Annotated in this window: 18 protein-coding genes and 1 pseudogene; 12 read left to right on the plus strand and 7 right to left on the minus strand. The window is 62.1% G+C overall.

The features are described from left to right. Positions 1 to 143 precede the first annotated feature (143 nt). On the plus strand, positions 144 to 203 hold the full coding sequence (locus tag NGM29_RS21600) for a hypothetical protein (protein ID WP_484549580.1): 60 nt from the start codon (positions 144 to 146) through the stop codon (positions 201 to 203). 46 nt (positions 204 to 249) lie between these two features. Here the strand turns inward: NGM29_RS21600 and NGM29_RS11015 are convergent, their stop codons facing one another. Next, positions 250 to 846 (minus strand): arsinothricin resistance N-acetyltransferase ArsN1 family B, encoded by a 597-nt coding sequence (locus NGM29_RS11015; RefSeq protein WP_254156195.1) that lies wholly within the window; start codon positions 844 to 846, stop codon positions 250 to 252. 1,027 nt (positions 847 to 1,873) lie between these two features. Here NGM29_RS11015 and NGM29_RS11020 point away from each other — a divergent pair. Both NGM29_RS11020 and NGM29_RS11025 read left to right on the plus strand, forming a co-directional pair. Further along, a pseudogene (locus NGM29_RS11020) lies at positions 1,874 to 2,419 on the plus strand (GNAT family N-acetyltransferase). Between the two features lie 118 nt (positions 2,420 to 2,537). Next, positions 2,538 to 3,125 (plus strand): DJ-1/PfpI family protein, encoded by a 588-nt coding sequence (locus NGM29_RS11025; RefSeq protein WP_254156197.1) that lies wholly within the window; start codon positions 2,538 to 2,540, stop codon positions 3,123 to 3,125. Positions 3,126 to 3,166: 41 nt separating this feature from the next. Here NGM29_RS11025 and cyaB read toward each other — a convergent pair whose 3' ends face one another. Then, complete coding sequence (gene cyaB / locus NGM29_RS11030) at positions 3,167 to 3,760, minus strand: class IV adenylate cyclase (protein ID WP_254156198.1); 594 nt, start codon at positions 3,758 to 3,760, stop codon at positions 3,167 to 3,169. A 198-nt stretch (positions 3,761 to 3,958) separates the two neighbouring features. Here cyaB and NGM29_RS11035 point away from each other — a divergent pair, with 198 nt between their 5' ends. Further along, a complete protein-coding gene (locus tag NGM29_RS11035) occupies positions 3,959 to 4,954 on the plus strand; it encodes an FKBP-type peptidyl-prolyl cis-trans isomerase (protein WP_254156200.1) in 996 nt (331 codons plus the stop codon). 189 nt (positions 4,955 to 5,143) lie between these two features. After that, the gene (locus tag NGM29_RS11040; RefSeq protein ID WP_254156202.1) at positions 5,144 to 6,199 is read left to right on the plus strand and encodes a sensor histidine kinase; all 1,056 of its coding nucleotides are present in this window, start codon (positions 5,144 to 5,146) and stop codon (positions 6,197 to 6,199) included. Positions 6,200 to 6,208: 9 nt separating this feature from the next. On the opposite strand, the gene NGM29_RS11045 is transcribed toward NGM29_RS11040, so the two are convergent. Continuing rightward, positions 6,209 to 6,835, minus strand: coding sequence for an RAD55 family ATPase (locus NGM29_RS11045; protein WP_254156204.1), 627 nt, complete (start codon positions 6,833 to 6,835; stop codon positions 6,209 to 6,211). A gap of 185 nt (positions 6,836 to 7,020) precedes the next feature. Between NGM29_RS11045 and dacZ the strand changes: the two genes are divergently transcribed. Both dacZ and NGM29_RS11055 read left to right on the plus strand, forming a co-directional pair. Continuing rightward, on the plus strand, positions 7,021 to 7,833 hold the full coding sequence (gene dacZ / locus NGM29_RS11050) for a diadenylate cyclase DacZ (protein WP_254156206.1): 813 nt from the start codon (positions 7,021 to 7,023) through the stop codon (positions 7,831 to 7,833). A gap of 1 nt (position 7,834) precedes the next feature. Next, a complete protein-coding gene (locus NGM29_RS11055; protein WP_254156208.1) occupies positions 7,835 to 8,599 on the plus strand; it encodes a mechanosensitive ion channel domain-containing protein in 765 nt (254 codons plus the stop codon). A gap of 62 nt (positions 8,600 to 8,661) precedes the next feature. Here the strand turns inward: NGM29_RS11055 and NGM29_RS11060 are convergent, their stop codons facing one another. Then, positions 8,662 to 9,324: a metal-dependent hydrolase gene (locus NGM29_RS11060; RefSeq protein WP_254156210.1), complete on the minus strand. Its 663-nt coding sequence runs from the start codon at positions 9,322 to 9,324 to the stop codon at positions 8,662 to 8,664. A gap of 87 nt (positions 9,325 to 9,411) precedes the next feature. Between NGM29_RS11060 and NGM29_RS11065 the strand changes: the two genes are divergently transcribed. Continuing rightward, entirely contained in the window at positions 9,412 to 10,128 is a 717-nt protein-coding gene (locus tag NGM29_RS11065; RefSeq protein WP_254156212.1) for a helix-turn-helix domain-containing protein, read from the plus strand. Between the two features lie 126 nt (positions 10,129 to 10,254). On the opposite strand, the gene gcvH is transcribed toward NGM29_RS11065, so the two are convergent. The 3 genes from gcvH to NGM29_RS11080 form a co-directional block, all read right to left on the minus strand. Beyond that, positions 10,255 to 10,638, minus strand: a complete 384-nt coding sequence (gene gcvH / locus NGM29_RS11070; RefSeq protein ID WP_254156214.1) for a glycine cleavage system protein GcvH — start codon at positions 10,636 to 10,638, stop codon at positions 10,255 to 10,257. Then, entirely contained in the window at positions 10,638 to 11,765 is a 1,128-nt protein-coding gene (gcvT, locus tag NGM29_RS11075; protein WP_254156216.1) for a glycine cleavage system aminomethyltransferase GcvT, read from the minus strand. Before gcvT ends, gcvH begins: the two co-directional genes overlap by 1 nt. Positions 11,766 to 11,892: 127 nt before the next feature. Then, positions 11,893 to 13,491 carry a S8 family serine peptidase gene (locus NGM29_RS11080; RefSeq protein WP_254156219.1) on the minus strand — a complete coding sequence of 533 codons (1,599 nt, stop codon included), beginning with the start codon at positions 13,489 to 13,491 and terminating at the stop codon, positions 11,893 to 11,895. A 337-nt stretch (positions 13,492 to 13,828) separates the two neighbouring features. On the opposite strand from NGM29_RS11080, the gene NGM29_RS11085 reads away from it, so the two are divergent. The 4 genes from NGM29_RS11085 to NGM29_RS11100 all read left to right on the plus strand — a co-directional run bounded on the left by NGM29_RS11085 (position 13,829) and on the right by NGM29_RS11100 (position 18,029). Continuing rightward, on the plus strand, positions 13,829 to 14,287 hold the full coding sequence (locus tag NGM29_RS11085) for an NYN domain-containing protein (protein ID WP_254156221.1): 459 nt from the start codon (positions 13,829 to 13,831) through the stop codon (positions 14,285 to 14,287). Between the two features lie 93 nt (positions 14,288 to 14,380). Further along, entirely contained in the window at positions 14,381 to 15,250 is an 870-nt protein-coding gene (locus NGM29_RS11090; protein ID WP_254156222.1) for a TatD family hydrolase, read from the plus strand. A 78-nt stretch (positions 15,251 to 15,328) separates the two neighbouring features. Next, positions 15,329 to 15,907, plus strand: a complete 579-nt coding sequence (locus tag NGM29_RS11095; RefSeq protein ID WP_254156223.1) for a DUF2150 family protein — start codon at positions 15,329 to 15,331, stop codon at positions 15,905 to 15,907. A 124-nt stretch (positions 15,908 to 16,031) separates the two neighbouring features. Further along, positions 16,032 to 18,029 carry a CARDB domain-containing protein gene (locus NGM29_RS11100; RefSeq protein ID WP_254156224.1) on the plus strand — a complete coding sequence of 666 codons (1,998 nt, stop codon included), beginning with the start codon at positions 16,032 to 16,034 and terminating at the stop codon, positions 18,027 to 18,029. Positions 18,030 to 18,084: the final 55 nt, after the last annotated feature.

Below are 18,084 nucleotides of genomic sequence, written 5' to 3' on the forward strand. Positions count from 1 at the left end.
AATCGGCGACGTATTCCTGCCCGATACGGCATCGTCCTCGGAGCGATTGTATTGGTTAGCTTCGCCTACGCGGTGATCACTGCCCAGATCCTCTCTGGATATGGGGGTTCGTCGCGGTGCTCTCCCTCGGTCTCTCAGTGTTCGTGGTCTACCTCTTCTACAGGCTAGTGCGTGCTGTCCAACGAATTGCCTACGAACAGTGATCGAGGATCAGTTCGCTCGAGTCGCAAGTGTGCTGAAACGGAGAAATCACGACCGAAGCGACGATTCACCTGTCAGGAGTGCACTGGTGTATCCGTCGGTGTTCCGGAGTTCCTCGAGAGGGGTCGGCGGCGATGGAGGTGTCCCAAGCGACTGGAGTGATAATTCCCAGTGACCCCCATCATGCCACGTTCCGTTCTTGTATCCGACGTTGCGGTACACACCGACCGTTTCGAATCCAAGCGATTCGTGAAACGCGACGCTCCGAGGGTTCGGCAGTGCGATTACAGCGTACGCATTGCGCAATCCCTGCAGGTCCAGGAGCGCGAAGAGCGATTCGTAGAGCGCGCTCGCAATCCCCTTCCGCTGCCAGGCCTCGTTCACGTATACCGAGACGTCGACCGCCCACTGGTACGCTGGGCGTTCGTTGTGCGTGCTCGCGTACACGTAGCCCGTTATTTGGCCGTCGTACTCACACACCAGCCACGGAAGTCGTTCCACAGTGGTTCGGATGCGTTGAGCCATCTCTTCGACGGTCGGGGGATGAGTTTCGAATGAAATGTGCGTCTGCTTGACGATCGGTGTATAAATCGCTGTAATAGCATCTGCATCTCCCTCCGTTGCCAGCCGAATTGTCTGTTCCATTTGCGGGAATACGGAACCACGCACCAAAAGTACACGTTCGGCGAGGGGATACATACACCAGTATTTCTTACAACCACCATCGTTGCCCCATCCAGTATTTGCGTGAACTGCATCGCAGTGATGACCGTATCCTCTCGTGGATCACCTCTGCCAGCGGATTCAGTAAAACCTGGCGCCGTCGAACCCCTCAATCAGTGATAGTTTAGCGGGGCTGAATAGAGAGTATTATTTCAACAAATGCATTTGTTTACACTATACTCACAGAACGAAATCAGCCGGCACATACAGTTGCGTATTGAACGAGCGCGAACGATTCGATATTTTCCTTGCAGAAAGCATATGGCAATTTAATTGATACTAATAGCTATGAACCGACGTCAACTCCTTACAGGATTGGGCACTGGGATTACCGCTCTGACGGCAGGGTGTTCCAATCTGAGAAGCCTCTTTGACACATCCGATCACCTCGTCCAAATCACAAATCTAAGGGAAACCGCTCACGAAGTTTTCGTTGAATTAGAATTTAGAGGTGAGAACACCGAATACGGGCCACAAACCGTTGAACCGGATGGAACTTGGGAAATCAGGCGTTTCGAATCCCAAGGGGAACTAACTGTTAGAGCCTATGTGGATGGAAGTCTCATTTGGGACGATACGCATGAGATTCCAACACCGAGTGGCGACCGACGTTCCTTTGCTCAAGTCGAACTACTTCCCGAAGAGGAAATACGAACTCAAGTTATGCAAGAGGATTAGCACTACATTCTTCGATGTGTGAACTACCTGTATTGAGCGTTCAATCTTCTACGTTGATCTCTCCTCAGTCCGTGTCACATTCGCGCTCTGTATTCAGCACACGGCTCCTATCAAATTTTGAGTGTTTTAACAGAGTGTAAAACTTCTGAGGAGAGTATTGTTCTCGAGCAGCCGACCCCGGTCACGACGAACGGGCGCTGATCGCTCGTTCCCGCTGCCAGGTCTTCGGGGCTCCAGAAGACCTATTGCCGGGGCGTCGATCCATCAACGCATGCCGGGTGCACGCATCACGAGCGGCGAACGGGTGACGCTTCGGACGGTGGAACGCGAGGACGTCCCGTTTCTCCAGCGGGCGTTCGCCAACCCCGAGATCAGGTATCCGATCGGCAACCCTCTCTGAAATCAGGAGCGAGTCGAGATCCCCACCGATGACGACGAAAGCGACCAGTTTCTCGTCTGCCTCGACGACGGGCGGCCGGGTCAACCCGACGAGGACGACGTAGAGCGACTCGGGGTCGTCTACGTCGGCGACGCTCACTATCGACGACCGGAACTGGGCTACTGGCTCGCGCCAGCGTACCACGGCCAGGGGTACGGCTCCGAGGCCGTTTCACTCGTCGTCGACTACGTCTTTCGGGTCTACGATCACCCCGCCGTCGGCGCCGGGGTCTTCGACTTCAACGACGCCTCTCGAGGCCTGCTCGAGTCCCTCGGCTTTGAGAAGGAAGGGCAGATCCGCCGTGATCGGTTCATCGACGGCGCGTACCGCGACATGATTCAGTACGGCCTCCTCCGCGAGGCGTGGCGAGAGCGGTAGTCGGCGTCGTCGGTGAACATTGGCGGGAACGGTCACCGCGGTCGACACGTCGGAATCGTGTTCCCTGTGAGCTGTGAACTTATACCACTCGAGGCCGTACACGACGCCGGTGTTCCCAATGGGCAAAGACATCCTCATGATCGTCGGTGACTTCGGTGAAGACCTCGAGATAATGGTCCCGTTCCAGGCGTTGCAGATGGTCGGCCACGACGTCGACGCCGTGTGTCCGGACAAGGAAGCGGGCGAGACGGTCAAGACGGCGATTCACGACTTCCGCGGGGATCAGACGTACCTCGAGGAGCGCGGTCATGACTTCGAGTTGAACGCGACGATGGACGAGGTCGACCCCGCCGACTACGACGCGCTGTGCGTCCCCGGCGGCCGCGCGCCGGAGTACCTCCGGACCTACGACGAGGTCATCGACGCCGTCCAGCACTTCTTCGAGGAAGACAAACCCGTGGCGACGCTGTGTCACGGCCCGCAGATCCTCGCCGCGGCGGACGTCCTCGAGGGCTACCAAATGACCTCGTACCCGGCGGTCCGCGCGGAGTGTGAGGCCGCCGGCTGTTCGTGGGTCGATGGCGTCGTCCGCGACGGAAACCTCGTCACTGGCCAGGCCTGGCCCGACCACGCCGAGTGGCTCGCGGAGTTCCTCGATCTGCTCGGAACGGACATCAGTCCCGCCGAGCCCGCAACGGCCGACTGAGTCGTCCGTTTTCAGAATCCGTTCTCTGCCCGCTACCCCGCTCACCCCTCGAGCACGAGCTCCAAATACGACGTTCGAAGCTGTGCCGAGGGATCGAGGTCGAGACGCTCGAGGATCGCTGCCGCTCCCTCGCGGACTTCCTCGATCTCGGCTTCGGTCTCAGCGTCGGCCTCCACCTCGACGAACTCGCCGGCCCCCTCGACGGCGTCGAGCGTGACGGTGTACCCCTCGAGCGAGTAACGGTCGCGGCGTTTTTTGACCGTCGCGACGGGCTCGAAGCCGAGTTTCGTGAGCGCGGCGTCCATCGTCTCGCCGTCGCCGACGGCCGTCTCGTGTTCGGCGCGGGTCTTCGAGTCGTCCTCGAGCAGCGGCCCCTTGTAGGTCACTCGAGCCTCGTGGTCGACGTCGTGGAGAGCGACGGCGGTGTCGGTGTCTGCGTCGGCGTCCGAACCGTCTACCGCTTCTCGCCGAATGCGCAGCGCTTCGTCGGACTCGGCGAACGACCGGTGGGGGGCGTCGTAGTAGGTGTCCGCCTGGACGACCGTCGCCTCGTGCGTCGCGCCGAGGGACTCGAGGCACGCCCGGACCGCCTCGAGGGTCGCAGGAACCTCGACCTTGAGCTCGACTTCGTACATACGTCGCTCGAGGGACGGGAGCCATAGGAACGTGTCGTTCCGCGGCTGACCCATGCTCTCGGTCACGAACTCGGTGCTCGAGCATAGAGGCGCGGGTGCTCGAGTGGTAGTGGAGACGAGCGGAAATGGAGACGAGCGGAAATCGAGCGCTCGAACGAAAACGTCGGTCTTAAATGCGGACGGCTGATGGTACCACGTATGACCGAGGAAGAGGAGGCCGAGACATCGGCCGATGACGTCGAAACGGAAGCCGAAGACACCGAAGTCGAGGAGAGCGAATCCGAGGCCGAGAACGGGTTCCAGCCCGGCGACTTCGTGAAGATCGCCTACACCGCCCGCACCGTCGAGGGCGACCAGCTCGTCGACACGACCGACGCCGAGGTCGCCGAGGAGGAGGGTGTCGACGCCCAGGACCGAGAGTTCGCCCCGCGAACGATCGTCCTCGGAGAGGGCCACATCTTCGGCGCCGTCGAGGACGCCATCATCGGCAGCGAGGCCGGCGAGGAGGGCGAGGTCACCATCTCCGCCGAGGAGGCCTTCGGCGAGTACGACAACGACGCCCTCGAGACGATCAGCGCGGACAAGATCGACGAGGACGACCGCTACCCCGGCGCGCACGTCCACGTCGACGGCCGCCACGGCTACATCAGCACTATCGTCGGCGGGCGCGCCCGCGTCGACTTCAATCACCCCCTCGCTGGCGAGGACGTCGAGTACGAGTACGAGGTCGTCGAGGAAGTCGACGACCGCGAGGAGCAGGCCGCCGGTCTCTTCGGGATGTACCTCGAGACCGAGCCCGACCTCTGGATCGAAACCGACGAGGTCGAAGAGGAGGTTCCCGTCGAGCCTGACGAAGACGACGAGGAAGACGAAGACGCCGAACCCGAGTTCGAGACTGAAGTCGTCGAGAAAGAGACCCTCTACGTCGAGTCCACGCCCCAGATGGCGATGAACCAGCAGTGGATGTTCCAGAAGCAACAGATCGCCCAGGACGTCATGGACAAGGTCGGCGTCGACCGCGTCATCGTCCAGGAAGTCATCGAGGGCATGGGCGGCATGATGGGCGGTATGGGTGGCATGATGGGTGGCATGGGCGGCGGTGGCGAAGCCGACCTCGAGGCCGCACTCGAGGACGCTGACGTCGACGCCGATGAAATCGTCGAAGAACTCGAAGCCGAAGCTAACGACGAGTAAGCCCCGCTTTTTCCCTTCTTTCGCGTTCCCAGCAGCGGTAGCTGTAGCGCGGCTTCTCGAGAGGACGCATGTATCGGCCTGAGGCGACGTACTGGACGGCCGATACTCTGATAGTCGTCCACTTTTTTGTAGTCGACAATGTGGCACGTCCCCCGAACACGTTCGGTAGCCGATGGGCGGTACGTCGTCATGGCGCTCGGCGCTGCCTACGTCGCGTTGTCCGTCCTCCCCGCCGCTTTTCCCGGGAGCGAGGAGTTACCATGGGGCGCCCTCCTGGTCGTCGTCGTCCTGACGGCCGGGCCGGGACTGGTTCTGCTCTACGGCGGCTATCGACTGCCACAATCGGCGGTTCACGCGGCGCTCTACGGCCGGATCGCCAGCTGGTGTCTCGGCGCGGTCGGGGTCATGGCAACCATCTTCGCCCTCTCGAGTCTCGTCAGTGACCTGGCGAGTGTCGTCCCGAACGTGTTGATCCTCACTGCGTTGAGCGCCCTCGCCGGTTTCGGAATGGGCGTCTACGACGCCCAGGCGCGGACGCGAGCACGGGAGGCCGAACAACGAAGCCAGGAACTCGCCTACCAGAACAATCGGCTAGAGAGTTTCGCTGGGATGCTCGCCCACGAACTTCGGAACCCGCTGACGATCGCCAAGGGATACCACGAGCAGTCTCGCCCGCGGGACGAGGACGCCGCCAGGCAGGTGTCACTCGCCCACGAACGCATCGAGGAGATGATCGACATTCTCCTCGTCATCGTCCATGAATCGCCCGTCCACGTCGACGAGGAGCGAGTCGACCTCGCTGGCGTGGCCGAGCAGGCGTGGAACGCCACCGAGGAAACGGCGACGGCCACGCTCGTCCTCGACACCGACCGATCGATCCACGGTGACGCGATGCACCTGCATCACCTGCTGGCGAACCTCTTTCAGAACAGCCTGGAGCACGCTCACGAGGGCGTGACCGTTCGCGTCGGCGACCTCGAGGACGGCTTCTTCGTCGAGGACGACGGCCCCGGTATTCCGCCGGAGATGCACAGCCAGGTCGTCGAACCGGGTTTTACGACGAGTTCGCGTGGGACTGGGCTCGGCCTGACGCTCGTCATCCAATTAGCCGCGATCTACGACTGGGACTGGGCGCTCGCCGAGAGCGGAGACGGCGGCGCGCGATTCGAGTTCACCGAGGTCGACCTCGAGCAGCCGACTACAGAGACTCGAGCAATCCGTTTTCGAGACCCGAACCGCCCGTAACACCCGCCCTCACGCGATGTCCCGACTCGTGTCGATCTCGACCTGCTCGGAGAGCTGGAGTTTGATGATCTCGGGGGAGGCGCCGCCACCCCGGAACTTCGGAATCGCCAGGTGATTTTCGATTTCCGTCCCCTCGAGGGAGGTCCGCAGGTCGAAGACGGCGTCGGCGACGTGTTCGGTGGTCGGCCGGTTGTCGGGCGGGTTGGGTCGTTTGAGACAGTGGAGGACGGCGATCGAGCCAGTTTCGAGCATGTGGGACTTGAGCTCGTTGAGAAACTCGAGGTAGTCCTCGCCGTCGGCGCGCTCCAGGACGTCCATCGTGTCGATGATGAGATTCGCGCCGTCGGGCAGGGCGCTGATGAGGCGGGTCGCTTCCTCGAGGGGGTCGGAATCGGTGACTCGGCGAACGGTGGGACTGCCGACGCGGCTCATCGAGGATTCGATGGCGTGGCGGACGGTGTCGTCGGTTCGCTCCGTCGTCAGGTACAGGGTGCCGCGAGCGGCCGTCAGTTCGTACAGGAGCAGTTCCGACTGGCTGGCGGGACTCGCGGTGTAGGCGACGACACAACCCGGGGGCAATCCGCCGTCTAACTTCCGATCCAGCACGTCGATACCCGTTTCCAGCCGACCAACCATGCGATTGTGACCTCTTGTCCCAGCGCCTGCATAACTCTTTGGCCCGATTCGCCGTGCACTCGGGCGGTCCCGGGCAATCTCTCGGCACGGCGTTGTATTAGCTGTCTCTCGAAGCCGAATAATCGGCGGACGCACGTCAGACGGCCCAAAACGTTTATTCGGCCGCGAACTGCTTGTAAGAGACAATGGTCGAACTAGGCGACGTATTCGGGGATCTCTTTTCGGACGTCGATGCAGTCGCACTCTTTGCCCCCAGCGGGTCGTACTACGACCGCCTGGCGGCCGTCGACGACCTCGAGGTGATCGTCGTCGGAACCGAAAACACCGTCAGCGCCGAGACGTTCGTCGAACTTCCCCTCGAGTTCCAGGACGTCTCCGAGCGGATCAGGTTCGGACTCGAAGGTGGTCTGGAACAGGGCATCATCGAGGATGGCGACGAACTGGCCTGCGCGACGAGCGTCTTCGGCGACGGCATCGACACCGTCTCGCGGGTCCGGGCGAACATCGACAATCAGTCGGGTATCTACAATCTCTTCGCGAAATCGCGGGCCGACCCCGACGTCATCAAGGCCGTCCTCGAACTGGCGGTCGAACTCGGGAAGAAGGGCCAGAAGGGCAAACCCGTCGGCGCGCTGTTCATCGTCGGCGACGCCGGCAAAGTGATGAACAAGTCCCGGCCGCTCTCGTATAACCCCTTCGAGAAGTCTCACGTCCACGTCGGCGATCCGATCGTGAACGTCATGCTCAAGGAGTTCTCACGACTCGACGGCGCGTTCGTCATCTCGGACTCGGGGAAACTCGTCTCGGCCTACCGCTACCTCGAGCCCTCCGCGGAGGGCGTCGACATCCCGAAGGGGCTAGGCGCCCGGCACATGGCCGGCGGGGCGATCACGCGAGATACGAACGCGATCGCGATCGTCCTCTCCGAGAGCGACGGGATGGTGCGCGCGTTCAAAGCCGGCGAGATTATCCTGGAGGTCGACCCGGAGGAGTACTGACATGGAGATACAGACGCTCGTCGACGAACCCGTCGTGATAGCGCTGGCCGTGCTGGTTCTCGGCCTCGTGGTCGGGTACGTCGTCGGTCGACTGAACGAGGAACTCCTCCGGGCGGCCGAGGTTCCGGAGGCCGTCGAGGGAACGCCATTCGAGCGAACCGCCCAGTCGCTCGGTACCTCGACGGTCAAGATCGTCGCTCGACTCAGCTCCTGGTTCATCTACGGCATCGCGCTGTTGACGGCGATTCACATCGCCCAGCTCCTGCCGACGGAGGCGTTCTGGGAGACCATCTGGACGTTCGTTCCGCAAGTGTTCGTCGCGGTCCTCGTCGTCCTCGTCGGGTTCGTCGTCGCCGACAAGGCCGAACTGGCCGTCAGCGAGTACCTTCGGGGGGTCAAACTTCCCGAGGTCTCGATCATCCCCAGAGTCGTCAAGTACTCCGTCCTCTTCGTTGCCTTTCTCATCGCGCTCGCCCAGATCAACGTGGCGGTCCTGCCGCTTCTGATCCTCCTGACCGTCTACACCACCGGCCTCGTCCTGGTCGGTGCGTTCGCGTTCAAGGACTTCCTCGTCTCGAGTGCGGTCGGCATCTACCTGCTGCTCAATCAGCCCTACGGGATCGGCGATCGCGTCGAAATCGGTGACCACGCGGGGATCGTCCAGGAGGTCGACCTCTTCGTGACGAAGATCGAGTCGGACTCGAGAGAACACGTCATCCCGAACCGCGTGGTCTTCGAGGATGGGTTCGTCCGGATCCGGGACTGACTGTTCTTCGAGGGCGGGTTCGTGCGCTGGTGCTGACGCTGACATTGGCACCGGCTCTGGCCTCACTCGCGCCGCCAACGCGACTCGAGCACTCGATACCCGACGGTCAGGTACCCGACGAGCGTGACGACGAACAGCTCGCCGGAACTCGCGATCGGAAAGATTCGCTCGACGCCTTCGGGTTCGGGATCCGACCCGCGCGAGGGATCGAAGCCCGTCGAGTAGTGGGTATCCGCTGTCGTGCCGCGGGCCGTCGATTCGGAGATCGTCGTTCCAGCTTTGCTGGACTCGAGTTCGACGAACGTCTGGACGAACCCGCGCTGGTCGGTGAGCAGAAACTTCCCCGAGAGGTCGAAGAACCGGTCGTGGACGGGCCAGAAGAGGTTGGCGCCGTTGTAGAACGCGTCGAGCAGGACGTGGGCGAACAGGACCGCAACGAGGGTCACCCAACTGATCCGGTAGCCGTAGGCGCCCCACCGCGAGCGGACGACCGATTGGTCGCGTCTCCAGTCCCAGTACAGGACGAGTGCGGGAAGCAGGACGATCCAGAGGTTGTGGAAGGCAGCGCGGTGGGTTCCGGGAACGACGATGCCGAGTAGCGTATCGAGGTCGACGAGGGCAGTCACGGCCATGACGAACAGGACCGCTCGCGTATCGAAGCGATCGGCGAGGAGGGCGACCCCGACCAGGCCCGCCAGCCCGACGTGTACGACGGTCGACGGCATGCTCCCCTCTTGGAGTGACGCGCCTTCAGTGTTCGTCTCCCGGTCGAATGCCGGTAGCTACTTGCCGCGCCCGCGAGAGCCAGGGATATGGGCGGACGTGGACGCGGGCCAAAGCGGGAACTGGCGGAGAAGATCGCGGGAGAGATCACGCTGAGCAACGACCCGGGTGCGACGCTTCGAAAGTGGCGAACGGACTTCGACGTCTCCCAGACCGACCTTGCGGGCGAACTCGACGTCTCCTCGTCGGTGATCTCCGACTACGAGAGCGGCCGTCGCGAGAGCCCCGGTATCGGCGTCGTCCGCCGACTCGTCGAGGGACTCCTCGAGATCGACGAGCGTCGTGGCGGCGATCGGATTCGACAGTACGGCCGCGTGCTCTCGGCGGGCTTCGACAGCGACGTCATCTACGACCTGCGCGAGTATGCGACGACCTACCCGCTCGAGCACGTCTACGAAACCATCGAGGCGACCGAAATCGCCTCGGGTCACTCCGACCGGATCAGCGGTCACACGGTCATCAACAGCATCGAGGCGATCACCCGCCTCTCGAGCGAGGAGTTCTTTCGCCTCTACGGCCAGAGCACCAACCGGGTGCTGGTGTTCACTGGCGTCACGCGCGGCGAGTCACCGCTGGTCGCCCTTCGGGTCGTCAACCCGACCCCCAATGCTGTCGTCCTCCACGGACTCGAGTCCGACGACCTCTGGGAGCATGCCGCCGACCTGGCGCGAATCGATGGCTACGCGCTGTCGACGTCGACGCTGCCGCTCGAAGAGTTACTGGATCGGCTGGCCGGACTCGAGTGAGGTGTGGCCTGCTGAAGGCTACTGCCGATGGATGAACGCTGAACGTTTCTGTTGAACGCTTCCGCTGAGGGGTGAACGCTGAGCGCTTCTGGTGAGCGCAACTGCTGAAGGGTGAACGTCGAGTGCTCAGGCGACCTGTTCTTCGTAGTCCTCGGCAGTGAGCAGGTCTTCGAGTTCGCTCTCGTCGTCGGACTCGACCGCGAGCATCCAGCCCTCGTCGAAGGGGTCTTCGTTGACGAGTTCGGGAGCGTCGAACAAATCCTCGTTGACGGCCGTGACCGTGCCGCTGACCGGGGCGTACAGATCGGAGACCGCCTTAATCGACTCGACGACCCCGAAGCTCTCTCCCGCCGTGATGTCTTCGCCCTCGTCGGGCAGTTCCACGAAGACCACGTCGCCGAGTTCGTCCTGCGCGAAGTCGGTGATGCCGATTCTGACGCCGTCGTCTGTCTCGAGTGCCCACTCGTGCGATTCCTGGTACCGTCGGTCGTCTGGGGTATCGAAGCTCATTATACTGTATCGACGAAGGGAGGCGTTTCAATCTTTGCCTTTTTGGGCCGGCCGCGGACGTCGACGCGAATCTTCGTCCCGGCATCGGCGTACTCGACGGGCACGTAGCCCAGACCGATGGCCGCCTCGAGCGTCGGACTCATCGTCCCGCTCGTGACCGTCCCGATGACGTCGCCGTCGGTGGTCGTGATGTCGTAGCCGTGGCGAGCGATCCCGCGGTCGACGAGGCGGAAGCCGACGAGTTTTTCCTCGACGCCCTCCTCTTTCGCGCGCTCGAGTGCGTCCCGACCGACGAACTCGGTGTCGAGTTTGACCGTGAAACCGATGCCACACTCGTAGGGCGTCCGTGGGTTCGTCTCGCGGTCGAAGTCCTGCCCGGCCAGGACGAACCCGGCCTCGAGGCGGAGGGTATCTCTCGCGCCCAGACCGCAGGGCTGGCAGTCGAAGGCCGACCAGACGGATTCCGCGTCGTCCCACGGGGCGATGACCTCGAGGCCGTCCTCGCCGGTGTAGCCGGTGCGGGCGACCCAGCACTTGGATTCGGACTCGGACTCGGACTCCGTACCCTCGACCGTCGTGTACGTCGCCTCGAACCGGCTGAGATCGCTCACGCGGTCGGGGTCGGCGACGACGTCGAGCACCAGTTCGCGGGCGTCCGGCCCCTGGATCGCGAACATCGCGTACTCGTGCGTCTGGTTCTCGACGGACGCCTCGAGTCCCCACTCGTCGCGGTGGGTTCGCCAGCGCTCGGTCATGGCCTCGTCGTTGCCGGCGTTTGGGATGAACAGGAAGACGTGGTCGTCACCTTCGTCAGGGAGTCGGTAGACCACCGTGTCGTCGATGATCACGCCGTCCTCGTCAGTGATCGTCGCGTACTGGGAGTCACCGACGTCGAGGGCGGTCACGTCGTTCGACGTGAGTCGTTGCATCAACGCCCGAGCGTCTGGGCCGCTGACCGCGATCTCGCCCATATGGGAGACGTCGAACTTGCCGACGGATTCCCGGACCGCTCGATGTTCCTCCTGGATCGAGTCGAACTCGACCGGCATCTCCCAGCCGCCGAATTCGGTGACTTTCGCTCCCCGCTCGTCGTGGACCCCACGCAACGGCGGCATCTGCAGCGACATACTCGTCACGTCACCCGCGGGTAAGTAATGTTTTTACATTCAGCCGGTGCTCGAGTGCCCAGTCCTCTCAAAAAAGGTGGTTGTGCGAGTGGGTTCCTGCAGTGCTGGCGAGGGTGATTCGCTGGTGTTACTTGCCGAGTTCTTCGATGGAGACGGTGTAGTACCCACTGCCGCTGTAGGAGTCGACGAGAAGGCCGAGTTCCTCGTCACCGGAGAGCGAGACGGTGATCTCCTCGTTGCTGTCGGCGCTGATCGAGCGCTCGTCGTAGTCCCAGGTCGACGGCGTGCGTCCGTCGAGGGTAAGGTAGAGGTCGAAGTCGGCGCCGGACGGGCCAGAGAGCGTCACCGTGGCGCTACACGGGTTCGCCGTATCGAGCGAGTACGTGTAGGAGTGGCTGCCCCCGCTGTAGAGGTAGTCAGAGACCGAGTCCGTCTCGACAACGTCACCGCACTCTCCGCCGGGGTCGTCCGGATCGTCGGGGTCGTCCGGATCGTCTGGATCGTCGGTTCCCCCCTCGACGATGTTCAGGGCGTCGACGCGACCGGCGCCCTGCTCGTCGGACGGGAGGCCGATGTCGACGGCGGAGTCCTCGAGGCGTCCCCAGAGGTCGGCTACCGTATCGTCGGGATAGGCCGCCTTTCCGAGGGCAGCGACGCCCGCCGCGGCTGGGCAGGCCATCGACGTCCCGGAGAGTTCCTCGTAGGAATTCCCGGGAACGGTCGAGAGGACGTTAGCACCGGGAGCAGCGACGTTGATCTCGGGGCCCTTGTTCGAGAAGTTCGCGAGGTTTTCGTCCTCGTTGAGCGCCGAAACCGCCATGCAGTTTTCGTACGCGGCCGGATACGAGACCGAACTCCCGTAATCGTTACCCGCAGCAGCGATAGGAAGCGAACCGTTGTCGTAGGCGTAGTCGATGGCGTTGCGCATCGTGCTGTTCGAGCCGCCGCCACCAAGGGACAGGTTGATGATGTCCGCGCCCTGGTCGGCGGCCCACTGAATAGCGTCCGCGATGTCTGAAAGCGACCCACCGCCATCCGCGCCGAGCGCGCGACCGGAGAGGATTCGGGAGTTCGACATGCCGGCAATTCCCGTCCCGTTATCCGTCGTCGCCGCAGCGATTCCGGCGACGTGGGTTCCATGGTTTTCGTCGTTGTTTACTGGAGCGGGATCCTCGTCATCGTCGACGAAGTCGTACCCTTCGTCGCCCTCGAACCGGTCGGCGAGATCGGGGTGGCTGTAATCGACGCCCTGGTCGACGACCGCAACCGTCACGTCCATCGAACCTAGCGTCGTGTCCCACGCCTGGTCGGCGCGAACCTGCTGGGGAGCGTACTGCTGGCCGTAGTTCGGGTCGTTCGGCTCGAGCTGGGTGTAGTACGTCGCGTTTCGCTCCGCGTACTCGACTTCCGGTCGTCGCTCGACCTGGTCGATGATCGAGTCCATCGTGCCGACTCGATCCTCGTCGACCTCGAGCGCCATGTAGCCGAGCGTCTCGTTCTCGTGAACGACTGCGGCGTGGTCGGGCGTGTTCGCTTCGACTTTGGCTCGCGCAGTGGCCAGCCCCACCGTGTTCGATTTACCGACGAGAATTTCGTTCTCCTTCGGGCCGGGGGTACGTCCGGGGGTAGCGGCGGTGATCCCGCCAAGACCCATGAATGCACCGAGGGCGCCGGCTGCTTTCAGTACGGAACGGCGATCGTAACCTGGACTGCCATGTTCTGGCATGGTGTGACTATGCGTACCGCCATCTATAATTAAATAGTTGTGAAACCCGGTGGAATTTACTGTCAATGGATCAATTGATTTGAGAGTTCGGGGTTAGGAAAGTAAATATCGGCGCGAATATTGACCGTTTCGGGTTTGAAATATACCCCGGAAGAGGAAAACAACGAAGTATAAGTTTATTAAAATAATCGACTGTCTGGGTGCGAGAGTTGGCTGGATACTCCGACTTTCGACTGACACGATGGTGGCGACGCAAGGTGTGTAACGCTAAACTGCTCCGCATCTCGACCGCCTTCGCTACACCTATTGTACCGCACTGGCTACCGTGACCGTGAGTATGCTCGAGTCCGTACGCGAGTGGGTGTCGGCCGACCAATCGAGACCGTCGGGAGTCGGCCTCTTCGTCGACGGACCGAACGTCTTCCGTGAGGAATTCGACGTCGACCTCGACGACCTTCGAACCGCCGTCTCCGAACAGGGCCGAACCGCGATTCGTCGGCTCTACCTCGACGAACACGCCACGCCGGGGCTGATCCAGGCGGCCGAGGCCCGGGGCTTCGAGGTGGTCATCACCAGCGGCGACGTAGACGTCAAACTCGCCGTCGACGCCACGGCCAGCGTCGTCGAAGACCGAATCGACGTCCTCGCCATCGCCTCGCGCGACACGGACTTCAAACCCGTTCTCGAGTACGCCGGGGCGAAGGGCGTGGAGACGGTCGCCATCGCCCCCGGTTCGTACGGACGGTCAGACGCCCTCCAGAACGCCGCGGACACGGCACTGACGCTCGAGGACTGACCTATGGCGTCGTGACTCAAACCGGGAGTTCTGCCTTGAACTGGTCACACCGAAGCCGATGCCTTTTCCGCTACCGACCACCCAGGTCAATCCATGATCGATCACGAGACGCCAATCCTCGACGATCACCTCCACCTCGACCCGGACCACGGCCGCGGCTTCGAGGCGGTCGACGACTTCGCACGCGTGGGCGGGACACACCTTCTCGTCGTCAACAAGCCATCCTGGCACCTCGACGTCGAGGCCGACGTAGGCGAGGACTTCCGACCGGTCTTCGAGCGAACCCTCGAGATCGTTACCGAAGCGAGCGAGCGACTCGAGGGCCGCGCCTGGCCCATCCTGGGCGTCCACCCCGGACTGATCTCGCGGCTGGTCGACGAACGCGGAAAGACTCCGGACGAGGCCGAATCCCTCATGCGGGCCGGCCTCGAGGTCGCCGCCGAGTACGTCGCCGCTGGCGATGCGCTGGGGCTGAAATCGGGACGTCCACACTACGACGTGGACGACGAGGTCTGGGCCGCGTCGAACAACGTCATGCGCCACGCGTTCGAACTCGGCGCTGACCTCGAGTGCGCCGTCCAGCTTCACACCGAAGCCACCGATGACCTGACGACGGTCGCCGAGTGGGCCGAGGACGCTGGCTTGCCGGCACAGCGGGTCGTCAAACACTACGCCGGTGGCCGCCTCACGGGCGTCACCCCGAGTGTAATGAGCGAAAAGGATCGCCTCGAGATCGCTGCGGAGGCTGGCGACCCGTTCCTCATGGAAACCGACTACGTCGACGACCCCGATCGACCGGGAGCCGTCCTCGGCCCGAAGACGGTCCCGCGACGGGTTCGCTGGCTCCTCGAAAAACGCTACGAGGACGCAATCAGGAACGCCCACGTCGAGACACCGCGGCTGGTGTACGGGATCGACACGGAAGGGACGCTCGGGGAGTCCGAGACGACGCTCGAGGACTGATCGCCGACGGATCTCACCGCCGGTCGAGAAAGCGAAGAGTAGAGAAAGGCATTTCAAGCGGCCGGTGTAGGTGAGAGTATGAGCAATTCCCCGACCGAGTTCTATTCGGCCGAACGCTGGCAGAACTGGATCGACCGCATCGACGACGAGGAGATCGATCCGGAGGACGAGTCCTCTGCCCGCCTCCTCCTGAACCTCCAGGACGACACCGCCATCGCCATCGCGAAAATCGTCGCGGCGTACGACGACGACGAACTCGACCAGGAGCAGGCCCTCGAGGAGATCGCCGACGTCCGTGAGATCGTCCTCTCGGAGGTCGACATCGACGACGAGGAGACCCGGATGCTGGTCGACGGCGTCCAGACGAGTCTGGTCTGTGTCTTCATCGCCGCCGAGGAGTACGTCGCCAGCGGCCCGGCCGAGGAGGCGAGCGTTAACGACTACATCGGCGCGGCCGCGGACGCCGAAGCCGAGGAGGACCTGGACGCCGCTCTCGGGTACGCGGCCCAGGCAGGGACGCTCATTATCGACGGCGAGGAACTCGATATGACGATCGCCGAGCAACTCGAGTACGGTCTCGTAACGGAGTGGGTCAACGGCCTGGACAGCCTCCAGAGTGCGATGAGCGATCCGGAAGTTGTCGAGGAAGACGAGTAATCGGCGAGACGAGCGGCGAATAGACTGCTTTTCGGGGCTCGCGCTGTGCTCCAGTGGGGGCCAATAAGCGTATACGTCATCGGGACTATCACTGCGTATGATAGGCCGAGGTGAGGAGCGTGCCGTGTCCACGGTGGTCGGAGCGGTCCTCATGCTCGGCATTCTGGTGTCGGCGCTCGCGCTGTACCAGGTGAACGTGGTTCCCGGCGAGAATCAGGAGGTGGAGTACGAGCACCACCAGACTGTGCAGGGACAGCTCCTGGACGTCCGAAACGGGCTCGTGAACGCGCCCGATCGGCGCGTCGGTTCGTACTCGGTTTCCCTCGGAACGACGTACCCGCCGCGGAGTTTTACGGTGAATCCGCCCCCTTCGTCGGGGTCGTTGGAACTGGTGAAGGCAAACGAGTCGATACGGCTCGAGAACGTGACAGTCACGGACGATGATGCACGATATTACTGGAATACGACAGAACTGGAGTTCGAAACAGGGGGTCTCGTGTACCAGCCGAATTACAACGAGTACCGAAATGCGCCAACGGTCGTCTACGAGAATTCGGTTCTGTATAACGTGCAAGACGGGAACCAGGCTACGCTGACGGGACAACGTCTGATCGACGGGAACACGATTCGGCTGGTGACGCTTGCCGGAAACTACTCCTCGAGTCGGTCCGGGACGGCCGCGGTCGACTTCGAGACGGTGAGTGCCTCCGGGAACGCGATTGCGATCGAGTCAGACGGGAACGTAACCCTCGAGATTCCGTCAACGCTGAGCGTCGAGAAGTGGGAACGGTTACTCGAGGACGAGTCCCGAGTCGTCTCCGTCGATGGCGGCAGCGGGATCGTACAGATTACACTCGAGGACGATGATTACCAATTGCAGGTCGCGAAAGTCGGTCTCGGGAGCAATGCTGAATCAGAGGCCGACGGTCCCGCCTATCTCACTGTCGTCGACGAACCTCGAGACGTTCGCGTTGGCGAAACGACCCGAGTGACCGTCGAAGTTCGAGATCGGTACAACAATCCGGTATCTAACGTATTGGTGAACGCCAGCGACGACGGCGCTGGAGGTATCTCCCCGGAGAACCGGTCGACCGGTCCGAACGGCCAAGTGACTTTCTCGTATAAGGCAGTCCAGGACGACGGTGGGAAGACGGTAACGCTCGGAACAAGCTTTACAGTCGATCAGGCGCCACCAGAACTCGATGGCGACCGCCCGGAAAACGTGACTAGGGAGGTATTCGTCTCCGATTCGTCGAACGCTGGTGGGGCACGCGGCAACGTCAATCTCCAGGACGAAATCCGGGAGGACGCCGGCGAGTTCGAAGTCACCACCTCTGACTTCGACAATCTCGATTCCACGACGGGCGGCTACCTCGTCGTCGAGAATGGAACGCACGAAGTTACCTTCGACGCGGTGGGCGAGGATACTGTCACCGTCATCGGTCTCGAGTTTGCTCGGGGTGACGTACTGACAGCGACGCTCTACGAAACCGATACCAGATCGAACGAGCTCGATAGCGATACGACCGAGGTGATCGGGGCGAATGCGCCGTTCTTCGCGGTTGAGATCACGGATTCGAACGACCCGATCACCGAGGGCGATACCCTAATCCTTGACGCGACCGTTGAAAATACGGGCGAGAATGCGGATACGCAGGACGTTACGCTGGACATCGGTGATGGAACGTACACGGAGACGATCTCCATCGAGGACCTTGAGGGCGGAGGCTCTCGGTCGATCCCCTTCGAATGGGACACCCAAGCTGGTGATGCGGGCGAATATACGGCGACGGTCTCGAGCGACGATGACTCGCATTCGAAAACAGTGACTGTCGAAGAAGCCGGGCAGTCTCCGGTCGTCGATTCACTTAACGTAACTTCGAATAGCGGAAATACGTATGATGTAAATTGGAAAGTCAGCGACCCCGATGGCGACTTAGCGCAGGTCACCGTCGAACTGTACAAAGGAAACGGAGATATCGGCGACTCTACGACAATCGATGTGGCTGGAGCAAGCGCGAGCAGGACTACATCGCTGTCTAGCGGTAATGCCGTCCGGGTCCAGTTGACAGTAACCGATGAAAAAGGCGATCAAACGATAGAGAGCGAACCAATTAACTAACAATCTCTCGCCACTTCGAAGCAGGGATGCCCCATTGGAGGTTCGACACTCGTCG

It is taken from the genome of Natronosalvus rutilus, assembly GCF_024204665.1.
GTDB classification, from domain to species: domain Archaea; phylum Halobacteriota; class Halobacteria; order Halobacteriales; family Natrialbaceae; genus Natronosalvus; species Natronosalvus rutilus.